Source organism: Polaromonas sp. AET17H-212 (assembly GCF_002379085.1).
GTDB lineage: Bacteria > Pseudomonadota > Gammaproteobacteria > Burkholderiales > Burkholderiaceae_C > Polaromonas.
Genome location: NZ_NBZW01000002.1, coordinates 299,414 through 315,813 on the forward strand (window position 1 = coordinate 299,414; position 16,400 = coordinate 315,813).

Here is a 16,400-nt window from a genome sequence, read left to right on the forward strand (position 1 = left end):
ATGTCGCTGTTCAATATTTTCAATGTCGCCGGATCTGCCATGAGCGCGCAGGGGCAGCGCCTCAACGTGGTCGCCAGCAATCTCGCCAATGCCGACAGCAGCACCAGCGTCAGCGGCCAGCCTTATCGCGCCAGGCACGTGGTGTTCAGTGCGGTTCCGGTGGCCGGTGTGGTGTCGACCGGCGTGCGGGTTCAGCAAGTGATCGAAAGTACCGCGCCGCCGAAGATGGTTTACGACCCCAAACATCCGCAGGCCGATGAAAAAGGCTATATCGCCATGCCCGACGTCAATGTGGTGGAGGAAATGGTGAATATGCTGTCGGCCTCGCGCTCGTACCAAACCAATGTCGAAACCATGAATGCGGCCAAGACGATGCTGTTGAAAACACTCACCCTCGGCCAATAAGAAAGGACTGTTCAATGAGTACCGTAGACAACATCGGCACCGCCGGTGCGCTGACCGCCACCAAGGCCGCCACGAAAGAAGGTCCGGCGGCAGCCCAGGACCGCTTCATGACGCTGCTGATCACGCAAATGAAAAATCAGGACCCGTTGAATCCGCTCGATAACGCCCAGGTGACAAGCCAGCTCGCGCAGCTGTCGACGGTGACCGGTATCGACAAGATGAATGCGACGCTCGAAGCGCTGATCGGCAGTTATCAGGCGGGCCAGTCGCTGCAGGCGGCCGGCATGATCGGCCATGGCGTCCTGAGCCCGGGCAGCACATTGACACTCACTGACGGCCAGGCGCTGTTTGGCGTGGAACTGACCGAGCCGGCGGACAAGGCGCAGGTGACGATTCGTGACGCCGCCGGAAAAGCAGTGCGCACCATCAATCTGGAGGCGCTGGGTGTGGGCACCCATCCCTTGCCATGGGATGGCAAGGGCGATAACGGCGTGGCCGCGGCGAACGGCGATTACAGCTTCGAAGTCAGTGCGACACGCGGCGAACAGAAGGTTGGCGCGAGCGCGCTGGCATTCGGCGTGGTGGCGAGCGTATCCAACGGGACGCAAGGCGTGAAGCTGAATGTGCCAGGCGTCGGCGCGGTCAGCCTGGCGGACATCCGTCAGATCCTCTGAGTCGAATTTGATACCGGTAGCAAATCAAGGAGAGAAAAATGGGTTTTCAGACAGGGTTAAGCGGGCTCAATTCGGCAGCCAAACAGCTGGACGTGATCGGCAGCAACGTCGCCAATACCAACACCGTGGGTTTCAAGCAGTCGCAGGTGCAATTTGCCGATGTCTATTCCGGGTCGCTGGCGGGGGGCGGCGCCAAGGTGGCGGCGGCCGGCCAGCAGTTCTCGCAGGGCAATATCAGCACGACCAGCAATGTGCTGGATCTGGCGATCAACGGCAACGGTTTTTTCCGGATGAGCAACCAGGGCGCCATTTCGTATACCCGCAACGGCCAGTTCCATCTCGACAAGGGTGGCGTGATCGTCAATTCGGCCGGCATGCAGCTGACCGGCTACCTGGCGGATGCGAACGGCGCGATCGCACCGGGCGCGCCGGCGCCGCTGACGCTCAGCAGCAAGGAAAACCCGCCGGCCGCGACCCAGAAGGTGGGATTGTTGCTGAACCTGGATTCGCGCGTGGCCGTGCATCCGGCGCTTCCGGCGTTCAATTCGGCCGATCCGACGACCTACGATTACACGACGGCGGTCGGGGTTTTTGACAGTCTGGGCAATATGCACACGCTGCAGACGTACTTCGTGAAGAGCGCCACCAATACCTGGGATGTGCACGCCACCAGCAGCGACGCGCCGCCGACCGTGACATCGGTGGGGCAGGTCACCTTCGACACGAACGGCAATTTGAGCGCCCCGCTGCCGGCCAGTTTCGCCCGCACCTACACGGTTGGATCGGGTGCGGCGAACATCAGTTTCAATCTCGACCTCACCGGCACCCTGCAATACGGCTCGAATTTCGGCGTCAACAAAGTGGCGCAGGATGGCTATGCCTCCGGCCGTCTGGCCGGACTCAACGTCGGGAGCGACGGGAAAATCGTGGGCCGCTACACGAATGGTCAGACTTTGACGCTGGGCCAGGTGGCGCTTGCCAATTTCGGCAATCCGGGCGGGCTGGCGGTACAAGGCGGCAATCAGTGGACCGAAAGCTCGGATTCAGGCCCGCCGCTGGTCGGCACCGCCAACAGCGGCGGGCTGGGCGTGCTGCAGTCGTCCTCGGTCGAGGACTCGAATGTCGATATGACCGCCGAGCTGGTTAGCATGATCACCGCGCAGCGCTTTTACCAGGCCAATGCGCAGACGATCAAGACGCAGGACCAGGTATTGCAAACCTTGTTGAACTTGCGTTAACGCTCGGGTGGGCACGGGAGAAATAAATGGACCGTTTGATTTACACCGCGATGACCGGCGCCAAGCATATCCTGGAGCAGCAGGCCACCACCGCGCATAACCTGGCCAATGCCGCCACCACCGGCTTTCGTGCCCAGATCGATTCATTTCGCGCGGTGCCGGTCATCAGCGAAGGCTTGCCGACCCGCGCCTTTGTCGTGGATGCGACGGTCGGCGCCGATTTCACGCCCGGCCCGCTGCAGCAAACCGGGCGCGAGCTCGATGTCGCGCTGGGCGGTGCCGGCTGGTTCGCAGTGCAACTGGAAGATGGCACGGAAGCCTATACCCGCAACGGCAGCCTGAAGCTGTCCGAAAACGGTTTGCTGCAGACGCAAGCGGGGTTGAATCTGCAGGGCGACGGCGGACCGATCAGCGTGCCGCCGGATGTCGGTATCTCGATTGGCAAGGACGGCACGGTATCGGCGATTGCCAGCGGCAGTGCCCCCCGCGTCACCACCGTGCTGGGACGGCTCAAGCTGGTCAATCCGGCGCCGGAATCGATGACGCGCGGCGACGACGGCCTGTTTCGTGTCGCGGATGGCAACCCGGTTGAAGCCGATGCCGGCGTGCGTGTCATCGGCGGCATGCTCGAAGGCAGCAACGTCAATGTGGTCGATGCGATGGTGAACATGATCAGCCTGGCCCGTCAGTTTGAAATCCAGCAAAGCTTGTTGAAGAATGCCGAGAACAACGCTGCCAAGGCGAGCCAGATTCTTGCGTTGAGCTAGCAACAATGGACCTCGGCTGCAGCTGCATCCGAGGTGATGAAATGTGTTTTTTGGAGGAAAAATGATTCGTTCACTATGGATTTCAAAAACAGGCCTGGATGCGCAACAGACGCAGATGGATGTCGTCGCCAACAATCTGGCCAACGTCAGCACCACAGGCTTCAAGCGCTCACGCGCCGTGTTCGAAGACTTGCTGTACCAGACGATACGCCAGCCCGGTGCCCAGTCGTCGCAGCAAACGCAGCTCCCGACCGGCCTGCAGCTCGGCACGGGTGTCCGACCGGTCGCGACCGAACGTATTTTCACGCAGGGCAACCTGCAGCAGACCGGCAATGACAAGGACGTCGCGATTCAGGGCGCCGGCTTTTTCCAGGTGTTGCTGCCGGACGGCAGCACCGCGTTCACGCGCGACGGCTCCTTCCATGTCGACAGTTCGGGCCAGCTCGTGACATCGAGCGGTTTCACGGTGCAGCCCGCCATCACCATTCCGATCGATGCCCAAAAAATTTCCATCGGCCGCGACGGCACGGTCTCCATCACGCAGGACGGTGTGGCGCAGCCGACGCAAGTCGGCGCGTTGCAACTGGCGACTTTCATGAATCCTGCCGGACTGGAAGGCAAAGGAGAAAACCTCTACGTCGAAACCGGCGCGTCCGGCACTGCCAACACCAGCACGCCCGGCCTCAATGGCGCCGGCTTGCTGACGCAGGGTTATGTCGAAACGTCCAACGTCAACGTGGTTGAAGAACTGGTCAACATGATCCAGACCCAGCGTGCGTACGAAATCAACAGCAAGGCGATCCAGACCTCGGACCAGATGCTGCAACGCCTGTCGCAGCTATGACAAAACTCTTGCGCATCATGATCATGGCCCTGGCTGCCGGGCTGGCGGCGTGCGCCACCGTGCCGGACTCGATCGTGCTGCAGCCCACCACGGCGCTGGCGCCACCGGTGGCGCCAGCGCCAGCGGCCAACGGCGCGATCTTCCAGGCAGCGGCCTATCGTCCGATGTTCGAAGACCGGCGCGCCCGCATGGTCGGCGACATACTGACCATCAGCGTGAGTGAGAAGACCAACGCCGGCAAGCAGGCTGCCAGCTCCGGCAGCAAAAGCGGCAGCGTCCAGGCATCGGTACCGCTCCTGTTGAGCAAGCCGCTGAATTTTTTAGGCGCTTCGGCAGCGACGGCCACCAAGTTTGAGGATAAAAACGCCGGCAGCGCCGGCAACAATTTCAGCAGCGCGATCAGTGTCACCGTGGTTGATGTGCTGCCAAACGGCAATCTCGTGGTCAGCGGAGAAAAGCAGATCGCACTGGACAGGGGTGCCGAGTTCATCCGTTTCTCGGGCGTGGTGAATCCGGCGACCATCAGCGCCGGCAATCTTGTGTCCTCCACCCAGGTCGCCGATGCACGCATCGAATACCGCGCCAACAGCCGCATCGACAAGGCCGAAGTCATGGGCGCGCTGACGCGCTTTTTCCTGAGCGTGTTGCCGCTCTAGGATGGAATTGCAGGAACCAGGGTTGACCATGAAACTCGCAAACCTCGCCAGACCGGCATCCACAGCTTTGTTTTCAGGCTTGCTGAGCCTCGCCTGTCTGTTGACGCCGGCTGCGAGCCAGGCCGAACGCCTGAAGGACCTCACCAGCATCCAGGGTGTCCGGCAGAATCAACTGATCGGCTATGGCTTGGTGGTCGGCCTGGACGGCAGTGGCGACCAGACGACACAGACACCGTTTACCGTGCAAAGCGTGGCCAGCATGCTGCAGCAATTGGGGGTCAATCTGCCGCCGGGTACAACGCTGCAATTGAAAAATGTCGCCGCCGTGGTGGTCACCAGTTCGCTGGCGCCATTCGCCCAGCCCGGGCAAACCATGGATGTCACCGTTTCTTCGATGGGCAACGCCAAGAGCCTGCGCGGCGGCACGCTGTTGATGACGCCGCTGAAAGGCGCTGACGGCCAGATCTACGGCATGGCCCAGGGCAGTGTGGTGGTGGGAGGGGTGGGGGCGGCAGCGGGGGGCAGTAAGACACAGGTCAATCATCTGAGCGTCGGCCGGATCTCTGCCGGTGCCACGATCGAACGGGCGCTGCCGACCGCGCTTGGGCAGGGAAACGTCGTCTTGCTCGAACTGAAAGACAGCGACTTCTCCACCGCCAGCCGGGTGGTCGATGCCATCAACCGGCGTTTCGGTAGCGCGACGGCGCAGGCGCAGGACGGCCGGGTGATACGGGTTCAGGCGCCTGAAAACAGCGGCGAACGCGTGGCTTTCCTGGGCGCGCTGGAGAACATCAGCGTCACGCCGGACCAGGCCAGCGCCAAAGTGATTCTGAATGCGCGCACCGGTTCGATCGTCATGAACCAGGCCGTCACGCTCGATGCCTGTGCCGTCGCGCACGGCAATCTCTCGGTCGTCATCAGCACCGAGCCGGTCATCAGCCAGCCGGCCCCGTTTTCCGGCGGCCAGACCGTGGTCGGGCAGCGCTCGCAGATCGACATCAACAAGGAGTCTGGCCAGCTGCTGCTGCTCAAAGGCGGCGCATCTTTGGCCGACGTCGTCAAAGCGCTGAATGCGATCGGCGCCACGCCGCAAGACCTGCTGGCCATCCTGCAGGCCATGAAGGCAGCGGGCTCACTGCGCGCAGAGCTGGAAATCATCTAGGCCGGCGATGACTATCCCCCCCCAAGCTGCCGGCAGTCTGGCGATCGACCTCCAGGACCTGAGCCGGCTGCGGCAGACGGCGCAGCAGAATTCGCCGGAAGCGCTCCAGGCTGCCGCCAGGCAGTTCGAGGCGCTGTTTTTGAACATGGTCATGAAGAGCATGCGCGAAGCCACGCCGCAGGATGGCATGTTCGACAGTCAGCAGAGCAAGATGTATACCTCCATGCTGGACCAGCAGGTCAGCCAGAGCCTGGCGTCGCGCGGTGTGGGCCTGGCCGATGTGCTGATTCGCCAGCTTTCCAGTCAGGCGGGGAGCCCGGCTGTGCCGGGCACGCAAAAGCCGGCGCCGGCGCCGGCAGGCAAGGCCAATCCGTGGCAGCCGGTGGCCGCAATCGCCAATCCGCCGGCCTACGTGTCACCCTCGGCCCAGGCCCAGGCCTTCCAGGTGCGTTTGGCATCGCATGCTGAAGAGGCCAGCCGCAGCACGGGTATTCCCGCCAAATTCATGCTCGGTCAGGCGGCACTGGAAAGCGGCTGGGGCAAGCGCGAGATTGTCGGTGCCGACGGTACGCTCAGCCACAACCTGTTCGGGATCAAGGCGAGCGGTGGCTGGAAGGGCGGGGTGGTGGAAAGCGTCACCACTGAATATGTGGATGGCGTCCCGCAAAAAAGAATCGAGAAGTTCCGTGCCTATGATTCCTACGCCGATGCCTTCCGCGATTACGCCGCATTGATGCGCAATAACCCGCGATACAAAACCGTCCTAGACAATGCGCAGACCGTGTCCGGTTTTGCCAACGGATTGCAGCGCGCAGGTTACGCCACCGACCCGAATTATGCGAGCAAGCTGATGCGCATCATTGAACAATCGCTGACTTGACAAGCGGCTGCGGCAGCTCAAGTTTTTCCGCGAACTGCCGTTAATAACACTTGAATACACTGCTATCGCAACAGAGAAAAAACATGGCCAACATCTTCGGCATCGGTCAAAGCGCACTCCTCGCAGCACAGACCGGACTCAGCACCACCGGACACAACATTGCGAATGCGGCCACGCCCGGCTTCAGCCGGCAGGCGGTGACCCAGACCACGGCCACGCCGCAACAAACCGGCGTCGGCTTCATCGGCGGCGGCACCCAGGTGATCGCCGTGCGGCGGCTCTACAACGAGCAGTTGGGGCAACAGGTGCTTTCCGCGCAAAGTGCGAAAAGTGCGCTCTCCAGCTACTATTCGCAGATCAGCCGGATCGACAACCTGCTGGCCGATCCGGCCGCCGGCCTGTCTCCGGCGCTGCAGGATTTCTTCAAGGGCATGCAAGACTTGGCCGGCAATCCGGCTTCGGCGCCAGCGCGCCAGTCGGCGCTCTCGGCGGCCGAGACACTGGCGAGCCGGTTCCAGAGCATGGACGGGCAGTTTAACGAGTTGCGCCGCAACGTCAACAGCGAAATCACGGCCAGCGTCAGCAGCATCAATTTCTACGCCGGGCAGATCGCACAGCTGAACAATACGATTCTGAGCTCGCAGGCCGGAAGCGATGGCAAAGCGGCCAGTGACCTGCTGGACCAGCGCGATCAACTGATCGCCGATCTGAGCAAGGAGACCAGGGTGTCGGTGGTCAAGCAAGACGGCAACTACAATATTTTCATTGGCAGCGGCCAGCCCCTGGTGTTGGGTGCGCAAACCTTTACCATGGTGGCGCAGCCCGCCGTGACCGACCCCGGCCGGCTGGTGGTCGGTTTCCTGAGCAATGGCACGACCACCCTGCTGGCCGAAAACAGCCTGCCCGGCGGCAGGCTCGGCGGTTCCCTCGATTTCCGCTCCAATACGCTGGATCCGGCGCAGGCGTCGCTGGGCAGCCTGGCCACGACGCTGGCCAGCACCTTCAACGCCCAGCACCGCCTGGGGCAGGACCTGAACGGAAACCTGGGTGGCGATTTTTTCACCATGAGCGGCAATGCTGCCTCGGGCTTGCGCGTCGCGATTTCAGACACCGCCGTGATTGCGGTGGCGGCGCCCGTCCGCACGGCGGCGCCGTCCGCCAATACAGGTTCCGGCAGGATCAGTGCCGGCGTCGTCGATGCCAGCTATCCGGCCGCGCCGCTGACGGCGCCGGTGACGCTGATCTATGATGCCGTCACCAACACGCTCGATACCAACCCTTCCGGCGGAGTTGCCGGGTTCCCGCAGCCCTACAGCAGCGGCCAGACGATCGGTTTTGGAGGCATCAGCTTTGCCATCTCCGGCGTCCCAGGTGACCAGGACCAGTTCACCGTCAGCCCCAACAGCAACGGCATTGGCGATAACCGCAATGCATTGCTGCTGGGGGCGCTGCAAACCGCCAGCACCATGAACGGCGGCACGACCAACTTTCAGGGCAGTTACGCGCAACTGGTCAACCTGGTCGGCAACAAGACGCGTGAACTGGATGTCACCAGCCGTGCCGAGGGCCAGTTGCTGGCCCAGGCGATACAGGCACAGCAGTCGGTTTCGGGGGTCAACCTGGATGAAGAGGCCACCAACCTGCTGCGCTACCAACAGGCCTACCAGGCGGCCGGCAAAGTCATGCAAGTCGCCGATGAGATGTTCGATGTCGTGCTTTCTCTCGGTCGATAAGGAGCGTCGCTCATGCGTATCAGCACCAATACAATGTTTGAACAGGGCAGTGCCCGCCTGAGCGATTTGCAGGCGGGTCTGGTAAAAACGCAGCAGCAGTTGTCGGCCGGCCGGCGCATCCTGACCCCGGCTGACGATCCGGTCGGTGCGGCGCGCGCGCTGGAAGTGACGCAGGCGCAAGCCATGACCGCGCAATTCGCCACCAACCGCCAGTACGCCAGGAACTCGCTGAGCCAGGTCGAAACCGCGCTGGCGGGCGCCACCGCCTTGCTGCAGGACGCGAAGGTGCTGGTGGTGAGCGCCGGCAATCCGACGCTGACCGATGCCAACCGCGCCATCCTCGCCATTGAATTGCGCGGACGCCTCGACGACCTGCTGGGCCTTGCCAACGCCGGGGACGGGATGGGCAACCATCTGTTTTCCGGCTACCAGACCGGAACCCGGCCCTTCGTCCAGAATGCCGGCGGTGCGCAATACGCTGGCGACCAGGGCCAGTCGCTGATCCAGGTCAGCTCGTCGCGTCAGATTGCGATGAGCGTTCCCGGCAATGCGGTCTTTCAAAGCAACAACAGCAACCTGGATGTTTTCAAGACCTTGACGGATGTTATCGCGGTCCTGGAAGCGCCCGCCACCGCAACGCTGCCGGCCAGCCTGGCAAGCGCCAACGGCAATCTCGACCAGTCGATCGACATGGTGCTGAACGCACGCGCGTCGGTTGGCTCCCGGCTGAAGGAGCTAGATTCTCTGGACAGCGCCGGCTCGGACCTGGATATCCAGTATCAGCAGACGCTGTCGGACCTGCAAAGCCTCGACTATGCGAAGGCCATCTCCGATTTGACGCAACAACAGTTCACGCTCGAAGCCGCGCAGAAATCCTTCATGATCGTCTCGGGACTGTCGCTGTTTAAATTGTTATAAGCGCCGCGCCCGGATTTCCGGCGCAGCCTCACCCCTCTCAGGGCGGGTCCAGCTCCGGGAAATCGAGCAGCACCGAGCCATCGGGGCCCCAATTGACTTTCGTGATGCCTGGTTCGCTTTCCTCGAGGCGCTTAAGTTCGGCTTCCTCCGGTGTCAATGGCCTGCTTGTGATGCGCAGCTTGTCGGTCAGAAGTCCGACTTGCATTGCCTGATACCTGCGGACCAGCCCCAGCTCGATGATTTTTCTCAGTTCCGCGATATCCCATGGCTTGGCGACATAACGAAACACCTCGGCCTCGTTGATCGCGCCGAGCGCCGTTTCGAAATCGTTCGAACTGCTCAGCATCAGGCGTACCGCATCCGGCTGCCGGTCCTTGACGCGCTTGAGAAAATCGATGCCGTTCATGAGAGGCATGCGGTAATCCGATACCACCAGATCAAATGAAACTTCGAGCATTCGAGCCAGTGCCTCCTGCGGATCGGTATAAATTTCGATCCGCAGATTCTCCTCGCGTGTATTCTGCTGCAAGGCCCGCCGCAACGCATGCAGGATATTGATCTCGTCGTCAACAAGCATATAACGCAGCATCATTTTCGAGACTCCCTCCGTACGCAGATTGTCAATTCCACACCTCCTGCCGCCTCAAAGTCGAGGATCTTGCGGATCAGGTGTTCATCCAGCATCCGGTCGGCCGGCAGCATCATGATGCCTTCGCGCGTCAGCAGGTCCCGCGCGAGGATCATGCCGGAGCGCAGGCCCGCTGAGCCCACCACGAACTCTCCCAATGTTTCCTGCGCGATGTCGCTCAAAACGGCCTTGAACGCATGGATGACCTGGGGGTCATAGCGCTTTCCGGCATTGCGCAGAATCAGCTCCTTTGCTTCTGCCGGGCTAAAGCAGCGCTCCACCAGCGCGCCGATCTGCAGATTGTCGTAATCGGTGGCGAGCGCCAGGATGCGAGCGCCTGTCGGAATTGAATTTTCCGCCAGACTGTCCGGATAGCCCAGGCCGTCGAAACGTTCGGATTGCGAACGCAGGATTTTTGCCGCGCCGCGCAAGTCTTCCAGCGGCATCAGCAACTGCTCGGCGCGTTGTGGGTGCTGGCGGTAGTGACCGAGATTGTCGCCGCTCATCAGATCGATGGGCGTCGATAACAAGCCATCCGAAAATCCGATTTTCCCGATGTCCTTGAGCAGGGCTGCGATAAATATTTCCTGGGCTTCCGCTTCGTCCAGCTTCATTTTCGCGGCGAGTTTGCGCGCCAGATCGGCGACCCGTGCCGAGTGGCCGGCGGGCCGCGCCTCCCGCATTTCAATCAGACTCGAAAAAATCTTGATAGAGACGATGAAATTGGCTTTGAGTTTCTCGTTGGTGGCCAGCAACTGGTCATGGGCCTGCGTGAGCGCCGCGGTGCGTTCCTCCACTTTTGTCTCGAGGCTGGCGTTGAGCGTTCTCAGTTCTTCGTTCTGGCGCTGCGTCAGTTCTTCCAGACGCTGCTTTTCCCGCTCCAGGAACTTGCGTTCAAGGGCCTGGCGGACGATCAATAACAGGTCATTGTCATCCCATGGCTTGGCAATGTAACGGTAAATTTTCCCGCGGTTGATGGCTTCGATGGTGGACTGGATGTCGGCGTAGCCTGTCAGCAGCAGGCGGATGGTATCTGGCCAGCGGGCCTGGACATGTTCGAGAAAGGCTGCGCCATCCATCTCGGGCATGCGCATGTCGGAAATCACGAGGTCAATGGATTCGGTTTCCAGGATCGTCAGGCCGGCATTGCCGCCATCGGCTGTCAGCACCTGGTATCCCTGGGTGCGGAACAGGCGACGCAGCGACGACAGGATATTCGGCTCGTCATCGACGCACAGAATTCTTACCGTCTCTGTGCGTTCGCTGTCAAGTTCGGGGGCTGCATCGTTCATGCTGGATGATCTTCCTCTTTATCGGTTGGGTCAGGATGCCGCACGGGCAGCGTGACGCGGAAACGGGTGCCTTTGCCGACTTCGGTTTCCACATCGATACGCCCGTGATGCTTTTGCACGATGCCATAAGACAGCGACAGACCGAGGCCGGTGCCTTTGCCGATCGGCTTCGACGTATAAAAAGGATCGAAAATGCGCGACAGGCTCTCCTTGGGAATGCCTGAGCCGGTGTCGGCCACGTCAATCCAGACCTGCGGCCCTTCGCTTCCCGTGCTGATGGTGATCGTGCCGCGTTCCGGACCGATGGCATGCGCGGCGTTGACCACCAGATTCATCACCACCTGATTGATCTGCGAAGGCAGGCATTCCACGTCTGGAATGCTGCCGTAATTGCGGATGATGTCGGCCTTGTACTTGGTCTCGTTGGTCACGATGTTCAGCGTCGAGTCGATGCCCTCATGCAGGTTGGCCCATTGCCATTCCTGGTTTGAATCGACGCGCGAGAAATCCTTCAGATCCTGCACAATTTTTCGGACCCGGACGATGCCTTCCTTGGATTCACGCATGAGGACCGGGATATCTTCCTTGAGGAAATCGAGCTCCACCTTTTCCCGCATGTTTTTGAGACTGTCGGCCACCGCAGGCGAGCTGACGTTCGGCTCCGCTTCCTCATAGGCGGCAAGCATCTCGAACAAGCTCTGAAGATAATTCTCCAGCGTGCCGAAGTTGGAAAAGATGTAGCCGACCGGGTTGTTGATTTCATGCGCCACACCGGCGGCGAGCTGGCCGATGGACGCCAGCTTTTCGGATTGCACAAGTTGCTCCTGGGCCCGGGAATACTGGGCGTTCAATGCTGTCAGTTCTGCATTGCGGGCGTGCAGTTCGGTGTCGGTTTTTTCGCGCTGCCGGATGTCTTCCTCCAGCCGGCGATTGGCTTCGGCCAACTGGGCAGTGCGTTTTTCAACCAGCTGCTCAAGGTCAAGCTGCGTCCGGTGCGGGTCGATTTCCGCCAACTTTTTCTGGGTCACGTCCTGCATCACTTCCACGGCGCCGATCATCCTGCCTTGCAGGTCATGCAAGGGGGCGGCAGAAAAAAAGATCCACCGTCCATTGCCTTCAAGCTGAGGAAAAAAATCTTCAGCCTCCCAGGCGCCGGGAATGAATGGCGCGCACCTGAACTGACGCTGATAATAAGTCTCTGCCATTTGTGCGACCTTGCCGTCAACAATCAGGTCGGCCAAGAGTGGGCGCTGCTCGGTGTAGAACGGCTGCCACTGATTGCGGGTGCCCACCATTTCCGCCGACGACTTGCCAAATGCCAGTTCGCAAGCCTTGTTCCAGTGCGTGATCACATGATCCGCGTCAATCGCGAAAGCCGGCATCGGATTGCCGTCGATAAATTCGGACAAGGCCGGTGTTATGCGTTCCCCCGAGGATGCCATGGCTGCGGCCGGCGCTGTGGTTTCAATATTGTTGTTCATGTGATGGATACTAAAATCTGGCACGCCTCTTCGAACTGCATTTCGGTTTCGCGATACACCCGCATCATGGCTTCCTGGTCCAGATTCAGGCCGTTCCATGCCAGCGCGGAAACAGGGGGAACCAGATCCCGGTCATCGCCGGACAGATCCAGCGCATGAGCGATGCAGTCCGCGACATGCACGATGCACGCCAGCGAACCCGCGCCCTGCAGCTCAGGCGCGTGATGGCTCTCGATGGCCTTTTGCATCAGCACCGGAAATTTCCAGTATTCGGCCAGGGCGCGCCCGACCATCGCATGATCGAGGCCGAGCAGCGTGCGTTCGGCCTCGATCAGGTAGCAATCCTGCGCTTTCTGATACGCAAGAACCTTTTCATAATGCTCGGGCGCGCGCGTGACCAGGACCAGCCGGCCGATGTCGTGCAGCAGGCCCAGCATGAACGCGTGGTCTTCATTGGCGCGCAGCTGCCGCGCCAATGACTTGGCGCACAGTGCGGTCGCAACGGAGTGCCGCCAAAACGCCTGGAACTGGAACGTGGCATGCTTGCTTCCCGAGAAGGTGCCGTTCACCGATGCCGCAACCACCAGCGTGCGTACGCTGTCGTAGCCCAGAATCGCGATTGCCTGCTGGATCGAGGTGACTTTGCTCGGCATGCCGTAAAAGGAGGAATTCGCCAGCCGCAGCGTTTTGGCAGTCAGCGCCTGGTCATGCGACACTTTTTCCGCCAGCACGCCCGTACTCGTATTTTCATTTTCCAGGGTGGTCAGCAGTTCGATCACGATCACCGGCAGCGCAGGCAGGTCCCGGATGTTTTTGATGACTTCGGAAATGCTCAGGGTCGTCATGCTTGGTCGCCTAATCGGTATTGCGTGATGCTCTGCAACAGCAAGGCGCTCGAACCCTGATCGCCGCATCGTCTGAACAGCAGCGCCAGGCGTTGCTGCAGCCGCTCGCGCTCCTGCGCCAGGTCGGCATCGGACACCGTGTCGTCCAGCACCACCAGCTGGTCTATCCCGCGGCGGCGAACCGACAACAGCATGGTCTCGGTCAATACCGTTCCGCGCGGCAGCAGCATAGCGCCACGGTCGTCGAACACGGGTTCGGCCAGGGTCATTCCCGCAGCCGTGTCATCCAGATCAAGTACCCAATGATGCGCGCTCAAGATTTCACCCCGGATGGCACGAGTTGCGTCAACGTCATCAGCTTGCCGCGCGATTGCGAGCCCTGGCCCATGCTGCGAGCCACCACCTGAAACAGGGCACCGTTCAATTCCACAGTGCAGCGTTCATCCTCGCCGGTAGCATGCGTCGTGTGCAGCAGTTCCGGCACCAGCTGTGCAGCATCGCTGCCGAGTAGTGGGCCGGCGTTTTCGAACAAGGTGTGGGCGGCATCGTTGGCAAAAGCCACCATGTTGTCATCGTCCAGGCCGATCACCGGCAGCGGGACGTGCTGCAGCGCTTCGCGCACGATATCGAGGCTCGCCTCATCGCGGATGATCTGCTGCCGCTGCTGTTGGAGGACTTCCTCGAGTTGCCGGTTGGCGGAGGCGAGGCTCTGATTCGCAGCGCGCACCTGAAGGTTCAGGCGCCGGTTTTCATCGGCCATTTCCTTGTGCTGGAATGCCTCTTCAATATGACCCCGCAGTTGCTGGTCTTCCCACGGTTTGGTGAGAAACCGGTACACCGCGCCTTCATTGATCGCGTCGGTGACCGATTGCAATTCTGTATAACCGGACAACACGATGCGCACCGTGTCCGGATAGCTGAGCTTCGCCGTGCGCAGAAACTCGACGCCGTTCATGCCCGGCATGCGCTGGTCGGACAGGATGACATCGACCTGGTTGCCGGCCAGCAGCTCCAGCCCCTCCAGTGCGCTGTTGGCGGTCAGAATCTGGTAGCCATCGCGGCGCAACAGCCGCTTCAGTGCCGAAAGAATGTTTTGTTCATCGTCTACCAGCAGCAGGGTGCGAGAGGCTTTCTGTGTGCGCAGCAGATGATCCGATAGTCTGCGGTCTTCGCGCAGCAAGGTCATGATGTCATGCGGCGCCATCGGCCTGGAAAACAGATTGCCCTGTATTTCGTCGCACAGGTGCTGGCACAGGAATTCACATTGCGCGTCGGTTTCGACGCCTTCGGCCACGGTCTGGAGGCCAAGGCTGTGCGCCATCGAAATGATGGCGTTGGCAATCGCCGCATCGTTGCTGTCCGTCGCAATGTGTGTGATGAAGGACGGGTCGATCTTGATTTTATCAAACGGAAAACGCCTTAAATAGCTGAACGATGAGTAACCGATGCCGAAGTCGTCCAATGCCAGGGTGACGCCCAATGCCTTCAGTTTTCGCAGCGTGATCTCGATCAGCTGCGCATCGCTCCTCAGTTTGCCTTCGGTGATTGCAAAGGAAACCAGGGCGGGATCGATCCGTTCTTCGGACAGGGTTTGCTCGATTTTTTGCACCAGCAGAGGGTCGCGGAACTGGCTTGGCGACATACTCATGGAAACACGCGGAACCTGAATGCCGGCATCGATCCAGCCCCGTAGATGCCGGCAAGTCTGGCGCAGCACCCATTCACCCATACTCACGATCAAGCCCGATTCTTCTGCCATCGGGATAAATGTGACCGGCGACACGACGCCCAGTTCCGGATGCTGCCAGCCCAGCAAAGCCTCCAGGCCCGTGATTCGACCGGTCTGAAGATCAACTTGCGGCTGGTATACGAGATCAAATTGCCCGTTGAGTATCGCTGAACGCAAGGCCGCTTCGAGTGCCACCCGCTGCGCCATGCGGGCATGGATCTCGCTGGAAAAGAACAGGTGGTTCTTGTCTCCCAGGTCTTTTGCGTGGTGTAGCGCGATGTTGGCGTATTGGGACAAGGTTGACGCATCGTCGCTGTCCTGCGGGCATTGTGCGATCCCGATATGGCAGTCGACGCGGAACATCTGGCCATCAATCATCAAGGGTTCAGCAATGATTCCCGATATTCTGTCGCAACTGGCGCTCACATAACCCGGGCCGCCGGCATCGTTCAGAATCAATGCGAATTTGCCGTCACCGTCGTGAGACAGCGTGTCTGGCTCTTGCACACAGGCACGCAGCCGTTCCGCGATGTCCGTGAGAATCCGGTTCCTGGTGTCCTGGCCGAGGCCCGCACTGAGCTGCGGAAAGTGATCGATGTCGATGAACAGCAATGCGGCGGGGCTGGCTTGCCGCTGCGCCTGCTGAACGGCTTGTTGCAAACGTTCCATCAGCAAGATGCGATTGGGCAATCCGGTCAGTTCATCATGCGTCATCAGGAACGCCAGCTGTTCCTGATCGCGTTTCTGTTCGCTGATGTCTGTCTGCACGCCGATAAACCGGGTGACCTTGCCGCTTTCGTCCCGCAGCGGAGAAAGGAGCAAATCGTTCCAGAACGGCGAGCCATCCTTGCGGTAATTGCGCAAGACCACATGCACTTCCGTCTGGGTTGCGATGGCGTTGCGGACGGCCGCGAGTGCCGCCTGCCCGGATTCGCCGTTTTGCAGAAAACGGCAGTTGCGTCCTACCACTTCCGCCAGCTCGTAGCCGGTGATGGCGAGGAAGGCCGGGTTGGCAAAGATGATCGGACACTCCGCCTGTGTCGCGTCGCAAATCACGATGCCTTTGCTGGTCGAGGCCAGTGGATTCGGCATCATGGTCCTGTCTTTACTGTCTTTACTGTCTTTGCTGTCTTTTTGGTCATTAAGAG

Annotated in this window: 16 protein-coding genes; 10 read left to right on the forward strand and 6 right to left on the reverse strand. The window is 60.6% G+C overall.

Features of this window, described 5'->3' with window-relative positions; genetic code table 11:
• The 10 genes from flgC (at position 1) to flgL (ending at position 9,277) form a co-directional block, all read left to right on the forward strand.
• On the forward strand, positions 1 to 405 hold the full coding sequence (flgC, locus tag B7G53_RS03615) for a flagellar basal body rod protein FlgC (protein ID WP_096663586.1): 405 nt from the start codon (positions 1 to 3) through the stop codon (positions 403 to 405).
• Positions 406 to 419: 14 nt separating this feature from the next.
• On the forward strand, positions 420 to 1,079 hold the full coding sequence (locus B7G53_RS03620; protein ID WP_096663589.1) for a flagellar hook assembly protein FlgD: 660 nt from the start codon (positions 420 to 422) through the stop codon (positions 1,077 to 1,079).
• Positions 1,080 to 1,117: 38 nt separating this feature from the next.
• Positions 1,118 to 2,317, forward strand: a complete 1,200-nt coding sequence (flgE, locus tag B7G53_RS03625; protein ID WP_096663592.1) for a flagellar hook protein FlgE — start codon at positions 1,118 to 1,120, stop codon at positions 2,315 to 2,317.
• 26 nt (positions 2,318 to 2,343) lie between these two features.
• A complete protein-coding gene (flgF, locus tag B7G53_RS03630) occupies positions 2,344 to 3,084 on the forward strand; it encodes a flagellar basal-body rod protein FlgF (RefSeq protein ID WP_096663595.1) in 741 nt (246 codons plus the stop codon).
• A gap of 61 nt (positions 3,085 to 3,145) precedes the next feature.
• Positions 3,146 to 3,928 (forward strand): flagellar basal-body rod protein FlgG, encoded by a 783-nt coding sequence (gene flgG, locus B7G53_RS03635; protein WP_096663598.1) that lies wholly within the window; start codon positions 3,146 to 3,148, stop codon positions 3,926 to 3,928.
• Positions 3,925 to 4,584 (forward strand): flagellar basal body L-ring protein FlgH, encoded by a 660-nt coding sequence (locus B7G53_RS03640; protein ID WP_096663600.1) that lies wholly within the window; start codon positions 3,925 to 3,927, stop codon positions 4,582 to 4,584. The genes flgG and B7G53_RS03640 overlap by 4 nt, the downstream gene beginning before the upstream one ends.
• A gap of 28 nt (positions 4,585 to 4,612) precedes the next feature.
• Positions 4,613 to 5,746, forward strand: coding sequence for a flagellar basal body P-ring protein FlgI (locus B7G53_RS03645; RefSeq protein WP_096663897.1), 1,134 nt, complete (start codon positions 4,613 to 4,615; stop codon positions 5,744 to 5,746).
• Positions 5,747 to 5,753: 7 nt separating this feature from the next.
• Positions 5,754 to 6,626 carry a flagellar assembly peptidoglycan hydrolase FlgJ gene (gene flgJ, locus B7G53_RS03650; RefSeq protein WP_096663602.1) on the forward strand — a complete coding sequence of 291 codons (873 nt, stop codon included), beginning with the start codon at positions 5,754 to 5,756 and terminating at the stop codon, positions 6,624 to 6,626.
• 83 nt (positions 6,627 to 6,709) lie between these two features.
• A complete protein-coding gene (flgK, locus tag B7G53_RS03655; RefSeq protein ID WP_096663604.1) occupies positions 6,710 to 8,359 on the forward strand; it encodes a flagellar hook-associated protein FlgK in 1,650 nt (549 codons plus the stop codon).
• Positions 8,360 to 8,371: 12 nt separating this feature from the next.
• Entirely contained in the window at positions 8,372 to 9,277 is a 906-nt protein-coding gene (gene flgL, locus B7G53_RS03660) for a flagellar hook-associated protein FlgL (protein WP_096663606.1), read from the forward strand.
• A 37-nt stretch (positions 9,278 to 9,314) separates the two neighbouring features.
• Here flgL and B7G53_RS03665 read toward each other — a convergent pair whose 3' ends face one another.
• Genes B7G53_RS03665 through B7G53_RS03690 form a run of 6 tightly spaced genes read right to left on the reverse strand, consistent with a single transcriptional unit; the run spans position 9,315 to position 16,344 of the window.
• Positions 9,315 to 9,869 (reverse strand): response regulator, encoded by a 555-nt coding sequence (locus tag B7G53_RS03665; RefSeq protein WP_096663608.1) that lies wholly within the window; start codon positions 9,867 to 9,869, stop codon positions 9,315 to 9,317.
• A complete protein-coding gene (locus tag B7G53_RS03670) occupies positions 9,866 to 11,197 on the reverse strand; it encodes an HD domain-containing phosphohydrolase (RefSeq protein WP_096663610.1) in 1,332 nt (443 codons plus the stop codon). Before B7G53_RS03670 ends, B7G53_RS03665 begins: the two co-directional genes overlap by 4 nt.
• The gene (locus B7G53_RS03675; protein WP_255249898.1) at positions 11,194 to 12,678 is read right to left on the reverse strand and encodes an ATP-binding protein; all 1,485 of its coding nucleotides are present in this window, start codon (positions 12,676 to 12,678) and stop codon (positions 11,194 to 11,196) included. The genes B7G53_RS03670 and B7G53_RS03675 overlap by 4 nt, the downstream gene beginning before the upstream one ends.
• Positions 12,675 to 13,523: an HDOD domain-containing protein gene (locus tag B7G53_RS03680; RefSeq protein WP_096663612.1), complete on the reverse strand. Its 849-nt coding sequence runs from the start codon at positions 13,521 to 13,523 to the stop codon at positions 12,675 to 12,677. Before B7G53_RS03680 ends, B7G53_RS03675 begins: the two co-directional genes overlap by 4 nt.
• Positions 13,520 to 13,840: a hypothetical protein gene (locus tag B7G53_RS03685; protein WP_141396281.1), complete on the reverse strand. Its 321-nt coding sequence runs from the start codon at positions 13,838 to 13,840 to the stop codon at positions 13,520 to 13,522. Before B7G53_RS03685 ends, B7G53_RS03680 begins: the two co-directional genes overlap by 4 nt.
• Positions 13,837 to 16,344, reverse strand: coding sequence for an EAL domain-containing protein (locus B7G53_RS03690; protein WP_217992579.1), 2,508 nt, complete (start codon positions 16,342 to 16,344; stop codon positions 13,837 to 13,839). Before B7G53_RS03690 ends, B7G53_RS03685 begins: the two co-directional genes overlap by 4 nt.
• Positions 16,345 to 16,400 lie beyond the last annotated feature (56 nt).

Excerpts from the sequence above, each read along its gene's own strand:
- flgC (WP_096663586.1), top strand. The coding sequence starts at position 1 with ATGTCGCTGTTCAATATTTTCAATGTCGCCGGATCTGCCATGAGCGCG.
- B7G53_RS03620 (WP_096663589.1), top strand. The coding sequence starts at position 420 with ATGAGTACCGTAGACAACATCGGCACCGCCGGTGCGCTGACCGCCACC.
- flgE (WP_096663592.1), top strand. The coding sequence starts at position 1,118 with ATGGGTTTTCAGACAGGGTTAAGCGGGCTCAATTCGGCAGCCAAACAG.
- flgF (WP_096663595.1), top strand. The coding sequence starts at position 2,344 with ATGGACCGTTTGATTTACACCGCGATGACCGGCGCCAAGCATATCCTG.
- flgG (WP_096663598.1), top strand. The coding sequence starts at position 3,146 with ATGATTCGTTCACTATGGATTTCAAAAACAGGCCTGGATGCGCAACAG.
- B7G53_RS03640 (WP_096663600.1), top strand. The coding sequence starts at position 3,925 with ATGACAAAACTCTTGCGCATCATGATCATGGCCCTGGCTGCCGGGCTG.
- B7G53_RS03645 (WP_096663897.1), top strand. The coding sequence starts at position 4,613 with ATGAAACTCGCAAACCTCGCCAGACCGGCATCCACAGCTTTGTTTTCA.
- flgJ (WP_096663602.1), top strand. The coding sequence starts at position 5,754 with ATGACTATCCCCCCCCAAGCTGCCGGCAGTCTGGCGATCGACCTCCAG.
- flgK (WP_096663604.1), top strand. The coding sequence starts at position 6,710 with ATGGCCAACATCTTCGGCATCGGTCAAAGCGCACTCCTCGCAGCACAG.
- flgL (WP_096663606.1), top strand. The coding sequence starts at position 8,372 with ATGCGTATCAGCACCAATACAATGTTTGAACAGGGCAGTGCCCGCCTG.
- B7G53_RS03665 (WP_096663608.1), bottom strand. The coding sequence starts at position 9,869 with ATGATGCTGCGTTATATGCTTGTTGACGACGAGATCAATATCCTGCAT.
- B7G53_RS03670 (WP_096663610.1), bottom strand. The coding sequence starts at position 11,197 with ATGAACGATGCAGCCCCCGAACTTGACAGCGAACGCACAGAGACGGTA.
- B7G53_RS03675 (WP_255249898.1), bottom strand. The coding sequence starts at position 12,678 with ATGAACAACAATATTGAAACCACAGCGCCGGCCGCAGCCATGGCATCC.
- B7G53_RS03680 (WP_096663612.1), bottom strand. The coding sequence starts at position 13,523 with ATGACGACCCTGAGCATTTCCGAAGTCATCAAAAACATCCGGGACCTG.
- B7G53_RS03690 (WP_217992579.1), bottom strand. The coding sequence starts at position 16,344 with ATGCCGAATCCACTGGCCTCGACCAGCAAAGGCATCGTGATTTGCGAC.